The organism is Caballeronia sp. LjRoot31 (assembly GCF_964253885.1).
In the GTDB taxonomy this organism is placed as follows: Bacteria; Pseudomonadota; Gammaproteobacteria; order Burkholderiales; family Burkholderiaceae; genus Caballeronia.
Genome location: NZ_CAXURX020000003.1, coordinates 1,642,256 through 1,660,507 on the forward strand (window position 1 = coordinate 1,642,256; position 18,252 = coordinate 1,660,507).

Here is an 18,252-nt window from a genome sequence, read left to right on the forward strand (position 1 = left end):
CCCTCACAGATCGGCTGTTGCGTCGACTCCGCGCATCTGGGGCACATGCCCGTGCTTGTCGATCAGGTTGTGTCCACCGGCAAGCATGCGCAGCAGCACATAAAACACCGGCGTCAGCAGCAGGCCGAATAGCGTGACGCCAAGCATGCCGAAGAAGACCGCCACGCCCATCGCGTGTCGCATTTCGGAGCCTGCGCCGAACGATGTGATGAGAGGCACCACACCCATGATGAAGGCGAACGACGTCATGAGGATCGGCCTCAAGCGCAAGCGACTTGCTTCGATCGCCGCGCACACGACGGTAAAGCCCTGAAGTTCAAGTTCGCGCGCGAATTCGACGATGAGAATAGCGTTCTTGGCCGACAACCCGACCAGCACCATCAGGCCGATCTGCGTGAAGATGTTGTTGTCTCCGTTCGTTAGCCAGACGCCAATGAGCGCACAGAGGATGCTCATCGGTACGATCATGATCACCGCGAGCGGCAGAGCCAGACTTTCGTACAACGCGGACAGCACCAGAAACACCAGCAGGACGCTAATCGGGAATACCAGCACCGCCGAGTTGCCAGCAAGAATCTGCTGATAAGTCATGTCGGTCCATTCGAACTTGATGCCGCGCGGCAGAACTTGCGCCGCAATGCGTTCAGCGGCTGCCTGCGCCTCGTCGGTCGAATAGCCGGGCGCCGGGCCGCCGTTGATATCGGCCGAGGTGTAACCGTTGTACCGCACCACCATGTCGGGACCATACGTCGGCGTCACTGTCACCAGCGACGATAGCGGAACCATTTCACCATTCGCGTTTCTGGTTTTCAGCAGACCGATGTCTGCGGTGTGAGCGCGGAACGGCGCGTCTGCTTGGACGCGGACCTGATACACACGCCCGAAACGGTTGAAGTCATTGACGTATAAAGAGCCGAGATAAATCTGCATAGTCTGGAACACGTCCGTCACCGCCACTCCTAACTGCTTTGCTTTGACCCGGTCAAGCGCGACGTTCAGTTGGGGAACGTTGATCTGGTAGCTGGAAAACGTCGGTCCCAGTTCGGGGGTTGTCGAGGCGACTTTGATGAACTCCTGCGTTGCCGCGTCGAGTGCCGCATAGCCCAATGCACCCCGATCCTCGAGTTCCATCTTGAAGCCGCCCAGCGTGCCGAGTCCCAATACAGGTGGGGGAGGGAACACGCCGATGTAAGCCCCTTTGATCGCGCTATATTTCCTGATGAGCTGGCCGGCAATCTCGTGTGCGGACAGCGCTTTACTCGTTCGTTCCTCGAAGGGTTTCAAGGTCAGAAACATGATTCCCGCGCTGGAGGAGTTGGTGAATCCGTTCACGGACAGTCCCGGATGCTGCACGGCTGCTTCAACACCCGGCGTGGCGAGCCCGATCTCGGCCATCTTGCGAATCACTTGTTCGGTCCGGTCGAGCGAAGCGCCGTTTGGCAGTTGCGCAAATGTGATCAGATACTCTTTGTCCTGCGCCGGCACGAATCCGCCGGGAACGACCCGTATCATCGCGACAGCGCAGCAAAGCAGCACAACGTAGATGCCCATCATCAGTGCCTTACGTTTCAGCACTTTTTTCACGCCCGAACTGTAAGCCACGGATCCCCTTTGAAAAACCGCATTGAAACGCTTGAAGAAGCCGCCAAATGCGCGGTCCATTGCGCGCGTCAGCCAGTCTTTGGGTTCGTTATGTCCTTTCAGCAAAAGGGCTGCCAAGGCCGGTGACAGCGTCAGCGAGTTGAACGCCGAGATAATCGTCGAGATCGCGATGGTGACCGCGAACTGTTTGTAGAACTGACCGGTCAGTCCGCTCATAAAGGCAAGCGGCACGAACACGGCCGCCAGCGTCAACGCAATCGCAACAATAGGGCCGCTCACCTCTCGCATCGCTTCATAAGTAGCTTCTTTGGCGGATAGCCCGCTTGCGATATTCCGTTCGACGTTTTCGACCACGACAATGGCGTCGTCGACCACAATGCCGATCGCGAGGACCATCCCGAAGAGCGAAAGCGCGTTGATGGAAAAACCGAACGCAAGTAGGAGCGTAAAGGTACCGACAATGGAAACAGGCACCGCTACAAGCGGAATGACGGACGCGCGCCACGTCTGGAGAAAAATGATGACGACGAGAACGACGAGCGCAATGGCTTCAAGAAGGGTATGGATGACGGCGTGAATACTGGCCCGTACGAACTGTGTCGGGTCGTAGATGATATGGTCTTCGAGGCCCGGCGGAAAGTCGGGCCGCAGCTCGCTCATGGTCTTGCGCACGGCCTCCGAAATCTGCAGGGAATTTGCGCCGGGCTGCTGAAAGATCCACATCGCAACAGCCTGCTTGTTGTCGAGCAATGAGCGCTCGGCATACTCGGCGGCGTCCAGTTCGACGCGGGCCACATCGCGCAGATGTGTCACACCGCCGTCGGGCGATGCTTTAAGGACGATGTCTTCGAATTCCTCGACCGTTTGCAGGCGACCCTGAGCATTCACGCTGAGCTGAAGTGGAACGTCGGGTAAGGTCGGAGAAGATCCGACCAATCCCGCGGAAACCTGTACGTTCTGTTCCCGGATTGCCTCGACAACGTCGGTCGCCGTCATATTGTGCTGGGCGACCTTTTGAGGATCGAGCCAGATGCGCATCGAGTAGTCACCGGACCCTTTCAGGACGACTTCGCCTACGCCCGGCACCCGTTCGAGCCGGTCCTTGACGTTGATGACAGAATAATTGCGCAGGTACTTCATGTCATAACGACCGTTCGGCGACACGAGGTGGACCACCATCGTCAGGGTCGGCGACGATTTGATCGTTGTCACGCCAAGCCGCTGCACGTCTTCAGGCAGCCGCGGCAGCGCCTGCGAGACGCGATTCTCCACTAGCTGCTGGGCCAGGTTCACATCGGTTCCCAGCTTGAACGTGATCGTGAGCGTCAGATTGCCGTCGCTGTTCGCCTGCGACTGCATGTAAAGCATATTTTCGACCCCGTTGATCTGCTCTTCGAGCGGAGCAGCCACCGTCGCCGCAATCACTTTGGGGTTGGCGCCCGGATACTGTGCGCGAACCACGACGGAGGGAGGCACGACTTCCGGATACTCGGATATCGGCAACTTGAATATCGAAATCACACCACCGAGGAGAATCAGCATCGACAATACGCCGGCGAAGATCGGGCGATCGATGAAAAACTTGGACAGGTTCATGGAATCCGCCAGAAACGCGTCTGCTTGCGAAACGGCTTACGCCGGCGACGATTGTGTCGTGGTTCCGGGGCCGTTCATCGGCACCATCTTTGCTCTGACAACGTCTTCGGGATGAATGCGCTGCAACCCGCTGACGACAATCCGGTCGCCCGCAACGAGTCCTTTACGTATCACGCGCAGACCGTCGTGCTGATCGCCAAGCACAACTTCCCGGTAGTGAACGCGGTCGTTGGCATCGAGGACCATGACGAACTTCTTGTCCTGATCCGTGCTAACCGCGGCGTCATCGATCAGCACCGCGGCATGCGGTACGCCGCCGCCGACCTGAACGCGCGCATAGAGTCCCGGAACGAGTGTGCCGTCTTCATTATTGAAGCGTGCGCGCACGCGGATCGTGCCGGATGTCGTGTCCAGCCGGTTGTCGACCGAATAGATCACCCCTGTGCGGGAAAAGCCGGTTTCGTTTGCTAGTCCCAGCAGAACGGGCACGGTCTCCTTCGAGTCGCGTCCGAGATAACGCAGATAGGTCTGTTCGTCAGCGTCGAACTCTGCGTAAATCGGCGAGACAGACACGAGTGTCGTCAACAGAGGCGCATTCGCGCCGGTCGACACGACATTGCCGACAGTCAGTTCCGCGCGTGACACCCGGCCGGTAACCGGTGCAGTGATATGCGCGTAGGCGAGATTGATCCGAGCAGTTTCAAGGGCCGCTTGAGCGGCCTTTACGTTAGCAATGGCTTCGCGCGAGGCGTTCTGCGCGAGGTCGTAGTCGCGTTTGGCAATTGCATTGTCGGCAAGCAGGCGGACAGCACGGGCCGCGTCCGTCGACGTGTATCCTTCATGCGCCTGCGCAGCAGCCAGTTGCGCGCCGGCCTGATCGACCGCTGCCAGGTAGGGGCGGGGATCGATCGTAAAGAGCGGATCGCCCTTTTTAACGAGGTCACCGTCGCGGAAGTGCACAGCGATGATGGTGCCGGAAACGAGAGGTCGTATCTCGACCTTGTCTATTGCCGCAAGGCGTCCTGAATAGTCTTGATAGTCGGTGATGGTCTTTGCCACCACCGTCGCAACATCGACTTCAACGTGCGCGGCGGCCGCGACCGCAGCCTCCGCGGCCACCGCTGGACCCGCTCCTTTCAAATGACCCGTAGCCAATAGACAGAGGCCGCCCGCTACGACCAGAATAAGGACTCCGATTCGTATAAATTTTGGCCGAGTGTTCATTCGAAACCTCGAGTAGTTTCTCTTACGGGGAAGGCGTCTCTGATCTGGTGTACTCGTGGCAACAACTATCCCGTCTCTTCGAGCAGAAAAACGACGTCGTGGCCTGCGCTCACGCGACACCTGAGGTCAATAGCAGTTTCGTCAGGAACAGAGTATTGGTCCGTCAAACGCGCGTCCTTGGGCGAACCTGATACGACCTGATGCGACCTGACAAGAACTGCGGCGCGCGCCGACTGGCGGGACGCGGTCGACAATTTGTCTAATGTTTCCCTGCACTATGTCGATCAGGACCACCGCTGCACGCCCGACTTTCGCGTGAGCAGGCCTGACTTGGCCGCTTGACATGAGGGGCTCAATCGATCGCCAAAATAGCTTATCCACCACTGCGTTCGCAGTTTGGAAGGCTCCTTTTAGCACGATGATGTAACGGTGATTACGCCACTATTCTCGCGCGCGGAATTCGCACCAGAGTGCCCTTTTCTTTGAGCGGCATAGATTCGTCGAATTGAGTGTTCCGTTCTCTGCGTGTATGGGAAGCGTGACGAGCATCACGCTTGCAAAGATCGTTCGGATACACTTGCCGTAAGCATCTGGGGGCCTAACTCTTCGCTACGGGCGCCGGAGGTACGGGCAGGATGATCTCAGAAGCGACCTTCCAGTCCTTCCTGATTTTTATCCAGTTGATGATCATCAGAAACGGCTTGGGCGTTCCGTCCTGCCCCGCATACGAAACCGTGATATTCACCGGGGCGTAGGATTGCGCTATGTCTCGCGTCAGGCCGACGACCTTGAGCTTCGAGTAATCCGGCTGAAGCACGACCGGGCCAGAGCTGCCGATGTCGTGCAGCTTCTGATCGATTGCCTCGTTGCCCCAGACGCCTGCCCAGTTACCCTCAGCGGGGATTGCGCTTTTGGCAACGAGAAGGGCCGAGGGGGATTGCCAGAACATCTCATGCAGAGCCTTGAAATCGTGCCGGTTGGCTAATTCCATGAGGCCGCCGAACTCTGATTTGATTGTGTTCAGGGTCTGAGCATTCAGTGGCTCTTTGTAGGCGGCAGGAGTAGCCGCGAGAGATCCGGCAGAAAAGGTCAGAGCGGTGGCTGCGGCAAAGAGTGTTTTGTACATGATCAGGAATCCTTTGTAAAAAATATCTTAATTCGTGATGGGAAGAAGCCCTAAGATTGCTTCTTGACCGTGTTCGCCGCGCCCCAGAGCGAACCCGGATTGACGTGATCGGGGTAGAGTTCGAGCATTGCGTTGTAGAGTTGCAGCGCGGTTTTCGTTGACGCGTCCAGGCGATCGAAATCGCGAAGGTATTGCCGCGTTTCGCCGATGATGCGGGGATCATCGGCGTTCCCCGGCACTTTGTGCCCAGCGATTACCGCGCGGGGTTTCAGGGCCTCAAGCTTGTCGAGCGTGGAAATCCATTCGAGCCGGCTCTGGGTATCGGTCTCGCCAAGATAGGGATGAATGCCGTTGTAAACAGCATCCCCGCCGACGATCAATCCGATGGACGGGACGTGCAAGCATGTGGAGTGAGCTGTATCAGTTCGCCCGGCATTCAACACGACGAGTTTGTGCCCCTCCAACTCTAGGTCATTGTTTTCCAGCGGCTCGGCGACCAGCAGGCGGTCCGGTATCTCGCCGGGGAAAAGCCGGCGCCAGAAATCATCGATCCAGGCCGGCGAAAGGTTCTCGTGCATGGCCGCGACCACTTCGGGCGTAGCAACCGCTCTTGCCTTCGGGAATTGCTCCAGAAGAGCGGCGAGGCCAAAAAAATGGTCGCCGTGCCCGTGCGTAATGTAGATGGTAGTGAGATTCTTACCACTCGCGACCACCCAGTCCAGCAGAGTCTGTGATTGCTCTGACGTGAGAAAGGTGTCGACCAGGACGGCGTCACGTTCTCCATAAATGAGTGTCGACGAATTCGCCACCCACATCAGATCTTCCTTCCCGGCCGGCAGATCGCGACGGAGGCCAGGGCGCTTAATCGTGAGTAAGTCCCATTGAATATTGCTAGTAGCATTGGTGGCACTCATCGTAGATTCCTTTACTGTTTGTGATGTAGGGGTCACGAACGGCTCTCATCGGGATCGAGCAGATGCTCGCGGAAACTCGTTGAGATAAGGGTCGAAATGGCCGCCCGGTATCAAAACGAGCCGTTTGGGCTCCAGCGCGCGCTCGGGACGGAATAGCCAGGCGCCTGGTTTGATTCCACCTTCTGCGGGCACGCTTACATCGAGCCTTAAAATCACGATCGTTTCCTCGCGAGCGGGGCAGATTCCTTGACAGGCAGCATTAAGCTGCGGTAAATTAATTCTGACCGGTCGTCTTGAATTAGTCAAGGATATGCGAAGTGAAATCTCAGCTTGCCGCCAAACGTGGGCCGAAGCCCAAGCCCGATACCCGCAACAATCTCGTTCAGGCGGGGTTGCGGATTATTCACGCTGAGGGCTACGCTGCGACGGGTATTCAGAGCATCGTCGAGAGCGTGAATGTGCCCAAAGGGTCGTTCTACAATCACTTCGCCAGCAAGGAGGCGTTCGGGGCAGAGGTGATGGACGCCTACTTCGATCGCAACGAAGGCAAACTACGCGACATCTTCGGCAATGCCGATGTCGCACCGTTGGTCCGGTTGGAAGCCTATTTTGACGACCGGATCAAGGTGTTTAAGGCAGTCGGCTTCGCAAAGGGATGTCTGTTGGGAAATCTCAGCGCAGAGGTGGCTGACCATAGCGTGCTTATGCGGGAGCGTCTGGCCGGGCATTTTGCGAGCTGGGGCCATTTCTTCGAGATCTGCATTGCTGAAGCGCAGGAGCAAGGTGCAGTCGGCGACCTGCTTCCCGCAGCCATGCTAGGGCGGTTCGTGCTGAATAGCTGGGAAGGCGCGTTATTGCGTATGCGTGCAGAAAAGAGTGAGGCTCCGTTGATCGAGTTCAAGCAGGTCGTCTTCGGCAAGCTTCTCACCTAAGAGGGCGAGAAAAAAAGGATTTGGCCAAACTCCGACCACGCCATCGTGATTCGCCGGGCGAAAATGCCAACCATTTTCCGTTCAGGCTTAACGCGATGGATCTGCCGGAAGGCAACAGGCATGCGAACGGGGTTAGGGCGCGGTAACTCACGCATATATCAATGGCCACTGGCGGTAGCGGCGGCGGACGGAAACTCTACGAGAATTCCATAAAACAGTTATAGCTTAATGTGATTCTGCCGTTGAAGAGGATCCCTGAAAATCTCACGACGTTGGCTGTCGTTGACGTTTTAACAGCATCGGGTCGGCAAGAGTCGCTCGCATCGCCTTAAAGCGATCGCCACTGACTCAAGCATAAATTGCGATTGACGATGGTTTAGTCAGGCTGCCCGACAAATTTGACATAATGATAATTATCAACAATTCAACTGTAGCAGCAATATCCTAATGTCGTGTTTGAGCAAGATAGGAATGTCGTGTTTTGGTGCTGGTGCGATGCTGGGAGCTTCCGATCCAACGATGGGAGCTCGCCATGCAGCCAACCGACCTGGTGACGTTGAACATGCGCGAACTCGACCGACTCAAAGTGATTCAAGCTGTGATGGACCGGATGCTCAAACCGGGCCTGGCCGCCGAGCGTTTGCACCTGACGGTGCGTCAGATCGAGCGGCTGGTGCTTCGGTATAAACAGACCGGGCCGGGCGGCGTTGGATCGGCTGCCCGAGGACGTCCTGGTAATCGAAAGCTCGATGAAGCCACGGCTTACCGGGCGCTAATTTTGATCCGAGACCGCTACGCCGATTTCGGCCCGACACTGGCCTGCGAGAAGCTGCGTGAATCTCACGGTCTGACGCTTTCAAAGGAAACCGTGCGGCACCTGATGACTGACGCGGGCCTGTGGATTCCGCGCAAGCAGCGCCCGCCCAAGATCCACCAGCCGAGGAACCGGCGTTCGTGCCTGGGCGAACTGATCCAGATCGATGGCAGCGATCATCGGTGGTTTGAGGAACGCGCGCCGGCCTGCACGCTGCTGGTGTTTATTGACGACGCGACCAGTCGGCTGATGACGCTGCACTTCACCGCGACCGAGTCGACCTTCAGTTATTTCGAAGCGACGCGCCAGTACATCGAAGCGTATGGCAAACCGGTCGCACTCTACAGCGACCGCGCGAGCGTGTTCCACTGCAACCACCCGGCGAGCACGCCCGGCAAGGGTGTAACCCAATACGGACGGGCCTTGTACGAGTTGAACGTGGATACGTTATGTGCCAACAGCAGCCAGGCCAAGGGGCGCGTGGAGCGCGCCAACCTGACCTTGCAGGACCGCTTGGTGAAGGAGTTGCGACTGCGCAAGATCGACACGAAGGAAGCGGCGAACGCTTATGCGCCCCACTTCATTGCCGACTTCAATGGCCGCTTTGGCAAGGCACCGAGGAGTGCGTACAACGCGCACCGGCCGCTCAGGGCGGATGAGAATCTTGATCTGATTCTGACCTGTCGGGTCTCGCGCTGCGTGTCGGCGACGTTGACCGTCCAGTATGACCGGGTGATGTATTTGCTGGACGATACGCCGGCCAACCGCGGCCTGATTCACCACTACCTGGACGTGGTCGAATACCCCGATGGGCGCATCGAGATCCGGGCCAATGGTGCCGCCCTGACCTATCGCCAGTACGATCGCTTGTCCGATATTGACCAAGGGGTGGTGGTGGATAACAAGCGGCTGGGACACGTGCTGGAGGTGGCGCGGCAGGTGCAGCTGGAGCGGGACAACCGGCGCATCTCGGGTTCGCCGTCGAGGACTAATCAGGGCGAGCCGGCGAAGCCGAAGATGCGGGCCAACAACACGCGCAAGCAGCGCGCGCTCACGCAAGCGGACCTGAACGGCATCATCTTGAGAACGGCCGAAAGGCGGGTAGCCGCGGTGGGGAAATGACCCTTTCAAGAGAGATTTAGAAGGCTGAAACCAACCTCAAACCAACCCAAAACCCGACATTTCTAATTAGCCCGCCCCCCGACATCTGAATCTGGCCTCGACATCAACAAAAATTTGACATCGACATCTGAATCTGGCCTCGACATTTCATAGCATCGACATCGACTGTTGTAGCAGACAGCAACTACATCCATCATCCGTCACGCGCTTTCATAACGGGCAGTCCCAATCCTTAACATGATGCGAGAGGCTCATAAACAGAACGTCCATATCCGGCGTCCGTAGCTGTCCCATGCTACGGGACGTGCCGAGCGAGTCAGGTTCCTGACGGCGCCGGAGCAGTTGAGCACTATAGGTATCTTCTTTACTGAGCGGGAGGAATCCTTGCGGGGCCCGCGAGGCAAGTTTCGGTCAACAAGTCGATGACCCCATAAATGGTATCGAGGGCCGCCGAATAATAGATGAAGGTCCCCTCCCGGCGCCCGGATACAAGGTTCGCTCGCAACATGTCCTTGAGGTGGAAAGACAGGCTGGATGAAACGATTCCTAACCGCGCAGAAATCTCGCCAGCGGGCAACCCGCGCGGCCCCGCCGTAACGAGTATCCGGAAGACAGCCAATCGCGACCGGTGCGCTATAGCGCTCAAAGCAAGCATTCTGGTGTCTTCATCCATTTCCATGGTTCATCAATCGTCGAAAGTCGTTTGCTCTGGTTTGACACGCACGGCGGCAAAGTCATCCCCGCTACAGACTGACGGGGAATTGGCTGTGGGATAACACGCGAAATGCCCCGGAGATGTACATCAGTGGACCTCGATCGCCCGAGCATTTCGCACGTCGGCGGTCCTACACTCCCTCGACCAGTACGGTCCTATAGGTCGCGCCCTTGAATCGGTGCTGCGCTATCGCGTGATACTCCAGGCTGTCATACCAGGCACGGGCAGAACGGGTGTCCGGGAACTCCACGATGACCACACCCTCGGGCGCAGGTCCTTCGAGCGGCTGCTGCGGTCCGTAAGCCGCAAGAACCTTGATCGGGTGACCGGCAAAAGATTCGCCGGCCTTGGCCTGGTAAGCGTCGAGTTCGATCTGGTCCTGTGTGCTTTCTCGCACGAAAACGATATACGTGACCACGCTTGCTGCTCCCAAAGAGTAGGCGCAGGATCAAACGCGCTGATTGCACCGCTCAGTCGACCGCATACCGATCGCGTGCGAATTGAGGACGCAGTTTCCGACGATTGCACTCGGCGCGCTGTGCGGTTGATTTTGCATCCGCACGCGCTTCAGTCCCGCACGCTCTTCCGCCAGCGAATCAGCGCCTGGCAGCGTGCGAGCGAAACCCTCTTCGGCTTCCTCAGGCAATCCACCCACCGTCGACCGTCAGACTTTCACCGGTGGTGTAGCTTGCTTCGGGGCTCGCCAGGTACGCTACCGCCGCTGCGATTTCTTCGGGCTTACCGAAGCGACCCACACTGGCGAGTTTCGTCATCGTTGCGTGAGCTTCCGTCCCAGGCTGGGGAGCGAGTTCAGTGTCGATTGGGCCGGGCTGAACTGCATTGACGGTCACGCCATACTGGCCAAGCTCGCGCGAAAGTCCGCGTGTGAAGCCCCGAATGGCAAACTTCGACGCGATGTAAAGCGTTACGCCAGGCAGCGGCGCTGCTTCGCCGAAAGCAGAGCCCACATTGATGATGCGTCCCCAGCCCGTCTTGATCATGCGCTTTGCCGCGTCCTTCGCCAGTTCAATCGGCGCCCGCACGTTCAGATTGAAGTGCGTGTCATACGATGTCTCAGACGACTCAAGGAACGGTCCGTATTCGACGGTGCCCGCGTTGTTGACGAGGATGTCGAGCCGGCCTTCAAATTTTCCGCCAAAGACGCCGTTCAACGAATCGGTCAGCGCCGCGACACCCTCGGGCTTCGCCAGATTGGCGCCGACCGCTTCGGCCTCGCCGCCTGCATCGCGGATCGCATTAACTACGTTCTCTGCACGCTCCGGACTCGACGCGTAATGGACGATAACGGATGCGCCCTCCCGCGCGAGACGGGTTGCGATGGCCGCGCCGATTCCACGAGAAGAGCCGGTCACAAGTGCAAGTTTGCCTTTCAGAGCTTGAGTCATGATTACCTCGATAGTGAAATTTGAAGGGTCTGCTCACATGCCCAAGTGCGGGGACAAGCCGACTGTTGCATGTGCGCCAATGTGTTCATGCATTGGTTGATGCGTATCGTCCGCTCGTGTCGGAATGCACGGTAGTAGTCGGCCAGGAATAGGTCCTATTCCTGGTGGAGTCCACTTTACTGAACCGGGATGCCCAGACGCGAGTCATCGCTTCGCAAGGGCACGAGGGCACAAATGCGCTTATGCGGAACATGCCTGCACGGAATAACTGTTATCGACGGGGGATGCCTTCTGCTGATGCTCTGGGAGTTTCAACCTGCGGGGATCGTGAGCAGCTACGCTCACGCTCAATGCGGATTAAACGCCCTATCGGCCTCAATCACTCAAGGAGATTCGCGATGACACTGCAAGACAAACTCGACGCTTTCAAAGCCGACTTCAAGGCCGGCAAACCGCCCTATTACGCACCGGCAGAAATCCACCCGATCATGGAGCGTGCGACTGCTGAACTGATCGCGAGCGGTCAGGCAGCCCGCGCCATCAAAGCTGGCGACCGCGCCCCGCTGTTCAAATTGAAGGACCAGAACGACAACGACGTCTCGTCGACCGACCTGCTTGCGCAGGGGCCGCTCGTCGTGACCTTCTATCGTGGCGTATGGTGTCCGTACTGCAACATTGAACTTCAGGCGATCAACGAAGTGCTGTCGCAGATTCGCGCCCATGGTGCGAACGTGGTCGCCATCTCGCCGCAGACGCCGGTCAATAGCCGCAAGTCAGTGCGCGAGAACGGGTTGAGCTTCCCGGTGCTGAGCGATGTCAACGGCGAGACGAGCGCAGCGTTCGGCGTGCGCTTCTCGCTGCCTGGCTACCTCGTCGATTTGTACAGGCGCCTGAGAAACGACCTCCCGGTGTTCAACGACGATCCCAGCTGGACTTTGCCTATGCCAGCGCGCTACGTCATTGGCCGCGACGGTATCGTGCTGTACTCGGAGGTTCATCCAGACTACACGCGCCGCGCCGATCCAAGCGACATGTTCGCCGTGCTCGAGAAGGCGACTGCGAAGGTGTAAGCGGAGAACTTGCCGCCCTCGATTTTGCTGTTTTCGGAGACCCACGCGTCAATCGGCAAGAGTGGATTTCGGGTCGGCTTCAGTACTGCCACCGTGCCCATCAAACAGGTGCTCGACGAAAGCGACGAAGGCGCGCGCTTTCGTCGTAGCCATGCGACCGGACGGAAAGACTGCCCAGACATCGATGGCTGGCAGCGTCCATTCGGTGAGAACGGCTTGCACGGTGCCGTCGGCGAGCTCGGGGGAGAACATCCATTCTGACGCGACAGCGAGGCCCATGTGCCCCAGCACCGCCGTGCGCATGCCCTCGGCAGCGCTCACGCTTACCCGGCCCGACACGGCCACGGCGACCTCCGTGCCATCGTTGCAGCTAAACGACCACGACTCGCCACCACCTCGCAGGGAGTACACGATCGCCTGGTGCCGGCTCAGGTCTGCCGGTGTCTTCGGAACGCCGGCGTCCGCGAAATAGCGCGGTGTCCCGACCACCAGCCGCCGTCCCCGCAGGATGCGTCGTGCGGTCATCGTCGAGTCGTCGAGCGTACCCATGCGGAGCGCCACGTCGACGCCCTGTTCAAGCAGATCGATGGAACGGTCGTCCAGAACGATGTCGATACTCAGTTTCGGATGCTGGTCGAGAAAGGACTTAAGGGCCGGCAAAATGTGCAGCCGCGCGAAGGTAACCGCAGCACCGATGCGCAAGCGGCCCGAGAGCCCGTCCGACGATTCGCGTGCTGCCTGTTCGGCCTGATCCGCCTCATCGATTGCACGGCGGGCGTGCTCGTAGAATCGCTGGCCCGCATCCGTCGGCGCCAGGCCTCTCGTTGAGCGAAGCAAAAGCCGCGCGCCGAGATGCTCTTCCAGTTGCGCGATCGACTTCGAGACCGCCGGCTGGCCCAACTTTAGCCGGCGAGCGGCAGCAGAAAATGAACCTGCGTCCACCACGGTTACGAACGTCTCCATCGCGGTCATGCGGTCCATGCGTTACTCTCCTGCAAACTGTTCATAATCAAATAGCAGGGTATACGAACCGTCTCCCATGCGACCGATTGCTCTATGTTTTATCTCCTGCCGACCCTTCGACGAGCACGGCGGGATTCACGCTGACATATCGCTTCGCCAACGTCTCGTAAAGTGCCGGGGCAAAGAGCTTCGATACCTGACTGGCTATCAGCGCTGTAGCCATGAGTGATATGACGAGTGCATGGCCGTTGATCATCTCGATCACGATCACGAACGCGGTGATCGGGCTTTGCGTCACTGCAGCCAGATAACCGACCATTCCGAGCGCGATCAGCATCGGCAGTTGCATCTGGCCGAACACCAGGTGCAGCGCATTTCCAATACCGGCACCGATCGCCAGCGAGGGCGCAAAGAGTCCACCAGGTGCGCCCGGCAGATACGACCCGACCATTGAGGCCATCTTGAGTACCGGGTAGGCAGCGCTTAGTTGAGCTCGTCCTTCCAGCATTGCCCGCGCTTCGGCATAGCCACTGCCGAACGTATGTCCGCCGGAGGTCACACCGATCACGGCGATGATCAGGCCGCACACGGCACCAAACGCCACCGGATGACGGTCGCGCCAGGTGTTGACCCGCGACGGGATCCAGCGCCCGGTATTCAGTAGTAGCCAGCAGAATACGCCGCCCGCGACGCCGGACACAGCACCGATCAGTACGACGGCTACTGCGAGCAGGTCTGGGAAGTGGTTCCCTATATCGATCGTTCCGAAATACGTGTAGTTGCCCTGCAATCCCAGTGAAACAATACCGGCGAAGATGATGGCGGTAATCAGCACGCCACTTGTGCGCTGCTCGAAGCTTCGGGTCAACTCCTCGATCGCAAAGACGACACCGGCGAGCGGTGCGTTAAACGCTGCCGACAGGCCCGCTGCGGCACCAGCGAGCGCCAGCCGGTGCTCAAGCGCCGTGCCCCGGAGGGCCCGGAACCGCTGAGGATAAAAGCGCCGCAGGTTGAACATGAGTGCCGCACCCACGTGGATCGTCGGACCCTCCCGGCCGATCGTAAATCCCCCCAATATCGAAAGGAACGACACCACGATCTTGCCGACCAGGATTCTTATGCTCAGAAGGCGTGGCGCAAGAGCGCCGCTGTCATGAAGCGTCGCGATGACCTGAGGGATTCCGCTGCCTTCTGATCCAGGGAAAAAGCGTCGGGTCAACCAGACGCCGAGTGCGCCGATCGCCGGGCTGACGGGAAGCGGCAACCACCAGTACCGCGTTGCATATCGCAGAAAAGTGTCGTATCCGACGTCGATCAGCTTCGCGTACAGAACGGCGACGAGCCCGGTCGCGATGGCGCCCAGCCAGAACACGCCGTAATGCAGCCACAACCGTCTGCCACGCTGCACCGCACGTTTATCGATAAATCCCGGTATGCGCATGACGCCGCCGCAAAGGCACGAGTATAAACGATAAGGCACACTGTGCCATATCTCGCGATAGACGGCTCAGTCTTCATGGCGAAGTGTAATAAAAGCGGGAGGACCATCACTTCCTGCGCGCAGGTCCAAATACCCAGCCGAAAGACTCGATCTCCGACTTGTGTAGCGCCGCCAGTTTCAACAGACAGCGCTCGCCCTTCGTCGTGAGATGCACCTGGACCTGCCGGCGGTCCAGGCCGTCCGGTACGCGAACCACCAGACCTGCGGCTTCACAACGTGAGACGAGTGCGGCTGTACCATTCGGCGCAGCCTGCAGCCGTTCCGCGAGTTCACCGACACTGGCCCATTGCCGGCCGGGAAACCCTCTGACATGCAGGAGCAACTGATATTGCAACGGAGTTACACCTTCTGCGTGGGTGATCTCCTCCGAGAACCGCAGAAACTGTCGCAGCTGATAGCGGAACTCGGACATCGCCTCTAGATCATGCTTACCTGGCGCCGTGGCGGATGTGCCTTTGCGGGAGCTCATTCAGTCTCCAGAGATTGGGGAAATGCGGATTGAAAATATGTCATCTTGTGCCTAAACTGCTCCTAAGTTGCGCGTCCGGGTTTCGGTTCGTGCGTGGAACAGGCAGCGAATTCTCCGGCCGCGTGATGTAGCCGTGTTCGCCGCCTTTGCAGAGGATTCTAAGACGTTCGACGCGGAGGAGACCAATGTCGACGTATCGCTTTGTTTTCAGGTGCCGGTTGCTATGACGTATCCGCGTTAGGGAGCGGTAAATGAATTTCTGCTGCGCCGGCTTCCTACTCGTCGTGTCGGCGGCGCTGGTGTCGATTCCAGCCGTCGCGAGCACTCCACGGGTCCTACATATTGCGATGTTGGAGATCGGTGCCCATGAACTCAACCTTGAGTATTCAACGCTCAACGTGCGTCACGTCGAAGATGAGGGTCCGAATTCCGGTGAGTATCGCCTGGTCCCGATAATTCACGGTCCTTCATATTTCTCCGCGCTACTGCGCTACGACCATCAGAACTTGCGGGAGCACCACCGGCTACAGGGTAGTGGTTTCGGCATTCATTGGGGCAGCCGGTCGCGGTAGCCCGCAGCGACCTGCACGCCACGGCGCAAGGCGACGTTTAAAGGATGCGCTGTTGAATTTTTGGTAATTGCTGGCCCCGGCGGTGCGCGACGAGGGGTCTTCAACGATGGTGGCACGGTCGGAATTCAACCCGATCACTTCATCAACAGCGTGCATGAGCATAAGGACGGCGCACGCTCCGGGGTGGAACTCTCTCGGCCGGTGGCCGGATGAATATGCTGTCTTGCCAAAAGTATCACTGAGAGCCGAATTTTCGACTTTCTCGTTGATCCATCCGCAACTGATGGTCAGGACTGCAGCGCAAGACCGAACAAAATCAATTCTCGCGTAACCGATACTCAAGGATGAAGACCATGCACCTGTTGCTAGTTAGTGTGAACGTCAATCGCAATGCTCATCCGAATATCGTGTTTGCTGTGCTGCAGAATGAAGCCGGAGAATCGGTCAGCGTTCAGATTCGCTTCGATCCAGGCACCAACGTTGACAATCTGACGCTTCGTGAAATAGCGACTCTGGCTCGTGAACAGATGAGGAGAATCGAAGTCGGTTAGGTTCTGCGCCCCTTCATGTCATCCAGACACCGGCGAAACACCTATCCTTGTACTGCTGATCGCCCGTCCGGTCGCAACGAGAACCGCCCCGTTGATCACGTTCGAGGATCGGAACCTGACCCAGTGACGCGCGTTATCTCAGCGATCGTCACTGCCTTGATATCCAGCCAGTTTGCATTCGACTTTGGGCTATCTGTCGTCCACCGCCTACGAGGCGAAACCGGCAGTGGAAGAACCTAGCAGCCCGTCCGAAATAACTTGACCACTCCAAACCTCGCCCAGTCCTGAGGTACGCCGGCGCCGATCAATCCAGAACCGCGTAGTTCTCCGGCTAGGCGAGCGCTTGCGAGCTCACATCTGTCAGGGCGATCGGGAGTCCTTCCGCGAAACGGTGCTGCACGGTTGCGCCGACCGGATATGTCAGGTATTGCTCCAAATATGTACGAACGCGTCCACCACGCCGTTGGCTATCTGCGGTGGCGGCAACGAATTCGTCGTGGTGGGATCGAGCACCGAGAAGATAGACGCGAGTTAAACACGAGTCAAACGCGGCTTCGGCTTCGGCTTCGGCTTAGCCCTTGGCCGGCGGCGGCCGGCCCGTCGTGCCGCGCACGATCAGGTCGGTCGGCACGATGTTCTGGGAACTGACTGGCCGCCCTTCTATGTGCGCGAGCAGGTACTCGGCACTGCGTGCGCCGATTTCGTCTGCGGCCAGACGCATCGTGGTGAGGGGTGGCGTAGTAAAGCTGGAAAACTCGATGTCATTGATCCCGGCAATCGACAACTCGCCCGGAACGTCGATGCCAGCTTCGCGCGCTTCGGCCAGTGCGCCCACGGCAAGCAGGTCCGTGCCGCAAATAACGGCGGTCGGCCGGACCGGACCTTGCATCAGCGCGCGCATCGCCATTTGGCCTTCTATGATTTTGTGCGGCATTTCGATCAGGTGCTCGTGACGCAACTCAAGCCCGCGCGCTCGCAAAGCGGCGCGCACGCCCGTGATGCGGTCGGCCGCGCGATCACTGTGCTGGGTCATCTGCGTGATCATGCCGAAATGCACATGCCCAAGATCGAGCAGATACTCCGCAATACGCCGCCCGACCGCGACGTTATCGAAGCCTACATACGGATGATGTTGATCGACGGTCCAGCCGTTCACCAGCGGAATCCGCTCCTTCTCGAGCAATTCGTAGAGCGGGGGGGAATGGCTGCGGCCCACTAGCATCAGCCCGGCGATGCCATCGGCAATTAGCGCGCGGACCTGCTTGAGTTCGTCCTCCTGGTCGTAGTACGAGCACGCCAGAAGCAGCGTATAGCCCGCTTCGCCAAGACGCTTTTGCAGCGCGAACACGCCGAGCGCAAAATTCTGGTTTTCAAGCGAAGGAATGACCGCGCCGATGGTCTTCGAGCGTTGCGACGCGAGCGCGCGCGCCGCCGCATGGGGCGTGTAGCCGAGGTTTTGCGCGATCTCGCGTACCCGGTCCTGCAGGGCCAAAGCAACCGTGGCATTGCCGTTCAGAACACGCGAAACGGTCGCCGTCGACACTCCAGCGGCGCGCGCGACGTCCATGACCGACACCGCGTTGGACTTGCGGCGCGGTGCCCTCTTCTTTAGTTCGGTATTCAACGTCAACCTGTTTCTCGTCGTAGGGTCATGAATGATGACATTCACGACCGC

General features: G+C 58.6%; 16 protein-coding genes and 1 pseudogene. 5 read left to right on the forward strand and 12 right to left on the reverse strand.

The annotated features are described in order from the left end of the window. Positions 1-3: 3 nt before the first annotated feature. The 4 genes from ACSQ8V_RS36025 to ACSQ8V_RS36040 form a co-directional block, all read right to left on the reverse strand. Positions 4-3,198: an efflux RND transporter permease subunit gene (locus tag ACSQ8V_RS36025; RefSeq protein ID WP_436209008.1), complete on the reverse strand. Its 3,195-nt coding sequence runs from the start codon at positions 3,196-3,198 to the stop codon at positions 4-6. Between the two features lie 36 nt (positions 3,199-3,234). Next, positions 3,235-4,422, reverse strand: coding sequence for an efflux RND transporter periplasmic adaptor subunit (locus ACSQ8V_RS36030; protein ID WP_436209009.1), 1,188 nt, complete (start codon positions 4,420-4,422; stop codon positions 3,235-3,237). Positions 4,423-5,020: 598 nt separating this feature from the next. Then, positions 5,021-5,548: a hypothetical protein gene (locus tag ACSQ8V_RS36035; RefSeq protein ID WP_436209010.1), complete on the reverse strand. Its 528-nt coding sequence runs from the start codon at positions 5,546-5,548 to the stop codon at positions 5,021-5,023. Between the two features lie 50 nt (positions 5,549-5,598). After that, the gene (locus tag ACSQ8V_RS36040; RefSeq protein ID WP_436209011.1) at positions 5,599-6,462 is read right to left on the reverse strand and encodes an MBL fold metallo-hydrolase; all 864 of its coding nucleotides are present in this window, start codon (positions 6,460-6,462) and stop codon (positions 5,599-5,601) included. Positions 6,463-6,779: 317 nt separating this feature from the next. Between ACSQ8V_RS36040 and ACSQ8V_RS36045 the strand changes: the two genes are divergently transcribed. Together ACSQ8V_RS36045 and ACSQ8V_RS36050 are read left to right on the forward strand one after the other, a co-directional pair. After that, a complete protein-coding gene (locus ACSQ8V_RS36045; protein WP_213767814.1) occupies positions 6,780-7,394 on the forward strand; it encodes a TetR/AcrR family transcriptional regulator in 615 nt (204 codons plus the stop codon). A 532-nt stretch (positions 7,395-7,926) separates the two neighbouring features. Next, a complete protein-coding gene (locus ACSQ8V_RS36050) occupies positions 7,927-9,330 on the forward strand; it encodes an ISNCY family transposase (protein WP_436205574.1) in 1,404 nt (467 codons plus the stop codon). A 364-nt stretch (positions 9,331-9,694) separates the two neighbouring features. Here ACSQ8V_RS36050 and ACSQ8V_RS36055 read toward each other — a convergent pair whose 3' ends face one another. The 3 genes from ACSQ8V_RS36055 to ACSQ8V_RS36065 form a co-directional block, all read right to left on the reverse strand. Continuing rightward, a complete protein-coding gene (locus tag ACSQ8V_RS36055) occupies positions 9,695-10,009 on the reverse strand; it encodes an ArsR/SmtB family transcription factor (protein ID WP_436209012.1) in 315 nt (104 codons plus the stop codon). A 166-nt stretch (positions 10,010-10,175) separates the two neighbouring features. Beyond that, positions 10,176-10,463, reverse strand: coding sequence for a DUF1330 domain-containing protein (locus ACSQ8V_RS36060; RefSeq protein WP_436186406.1), 288 nt, complete (start codon positions 10,461-10,463; stop codon positions 10,176-10,178). A gap of 220 nt (positions 10,464-10,683) precedes the next feature. Further along, positions 10,684-11,451, reverse strand: a complete 768-nt coding sequence (locus ACSQ8V_RS36065; RefSeq protein WP_213763571.1) for an SDR family NAD(P)-dependent oxidoreductase — start codon at positions 11,449-11,451, stop codon at positions 10,684-10,686. 398 nt (positions 11,452-11,849) lie between these two features. Between ACSQ8V_RS36065 and ACSQ8V_RS36070 the strand changes: the two genes are divergently transcribed. Then, a complete protein-coding gene (locus ACSQ8V_RS36070) occupies positions 11,850-12,521 on the forward strand; it encodes a peroxiredoxin-like family protein (protein ID WP_213763572.1) in 672 nt (223 codons plus the stop codon). 48 nt (positions 12,522-12,569) lie between these two features. Here ACSQ8V_RS36070 and ACSQ8V_RS36075 read toward each other — a convergent pair whose 3' ends face one another. The 3 genes from ACSQ8V_RS36075 to ACSQ8V_RS36085 form a co-directional block, all read right to left on the reverse strand. Then, positions 12,570-13,502 carry a LysR substrate-binding domain-containing protein gene (locus ACSQ8V_RS36075; RefSeq protein ID WP_436209013.1) on the reverse strand — a complete coding sequence of 311 codons (933 nt, stop codon included), beginning with the start codon at positions 13,500-13,502 and terminating at the stop codon, positions 12,570-12,572. A 73-nt stretch (positions 13,503-13,575) separates the two neighbouring features. After that, on the reverse strand, positions 13,576-14,925 hold the full coding sequence (locus ACSQ8V_RS36080) for a chloride channel protein (RefSeq protein WP_436209014.1): 1,350 nt from the start codon (positions 14,923-14,925) through the stop codon (positions 13,576-13,578). A gap of 106 nt (positions 14,926-15,031) precedes the next feature. Then, the gene (locus tag ACSQ8V_RS36085) at positions 15,032-15,454 is read right to left on the reverse strand and encodes a MarR family winged helix-turn-helix transcriptional regulator (protein WP_436209015.1); all 423 of its coding nucleotides are present in this window, start codon (positions 15,452-15,454) and stop codon (positions 15,032-15,034) included. A 251-nt stretch (positions 15,455-15,705) separates the two neighbouring features. Between ACSQ8V_RS36085 and ACSQ8V_RS36090 the strand changes: the two genes are divergently transcribed. Both ACSQ8V_RS36090 and ACSQ8V_RS36095 read left to right on the forward strand, forming a co-directional pair. Then, complete coding sequence (locus tag ACSQ8V_RS36090) at positions 15,706-16,026, forward strand: hypothetical protein (RefSeq protein ID WP_213763576.1); 321 nt, start codon at positions 15,706-15,708, stop codon at positions 16,024-16,026. Between the two features lie 353 nt (positions 16,027-16,379). Then, positions 16,380-16,577 carry a hypothetical protein gene (locus tag ACSQ8V_RS36095; protein WP_213763577.1) on the forward strand — a complete coding sequence of 66 codons (198 nt, stop codon included), beginning with the start codon at positions 16,380-16,382 and terminating at the stop codon, positions 16,575-16,577. Between the two features lie 275 nt (positions 16,578-16,852). Here the strand turns inward: ACSQ8V_RS36095 and ACSQ8V_RS36100 are convergent. Beyond that, positions 16,853-17,096, reverse strand: a pseudogene (locus ACSQ8V_RS36100) (NADH-dependent alcohol dehydrogenase); the annotation flags it as partial. Positions 17,097-17,148: 52 nt separating this feature from the next. Next, the gene (locus ACSQ8V_RS36105; protein WP_436209016.1) at positions 17,149-18,201 is read right to left on the reverse strand and encodes a LacI family DNA-binding transcriptional regulator; all 1,053 of its coding nucleotides are present in this window, start codon (positions 18,199-18,201) and stop codon (positions 17,149-17,151) included. Between the last annotated feature and the right edge of the window lie 51 nt (positions 18,202-18,252).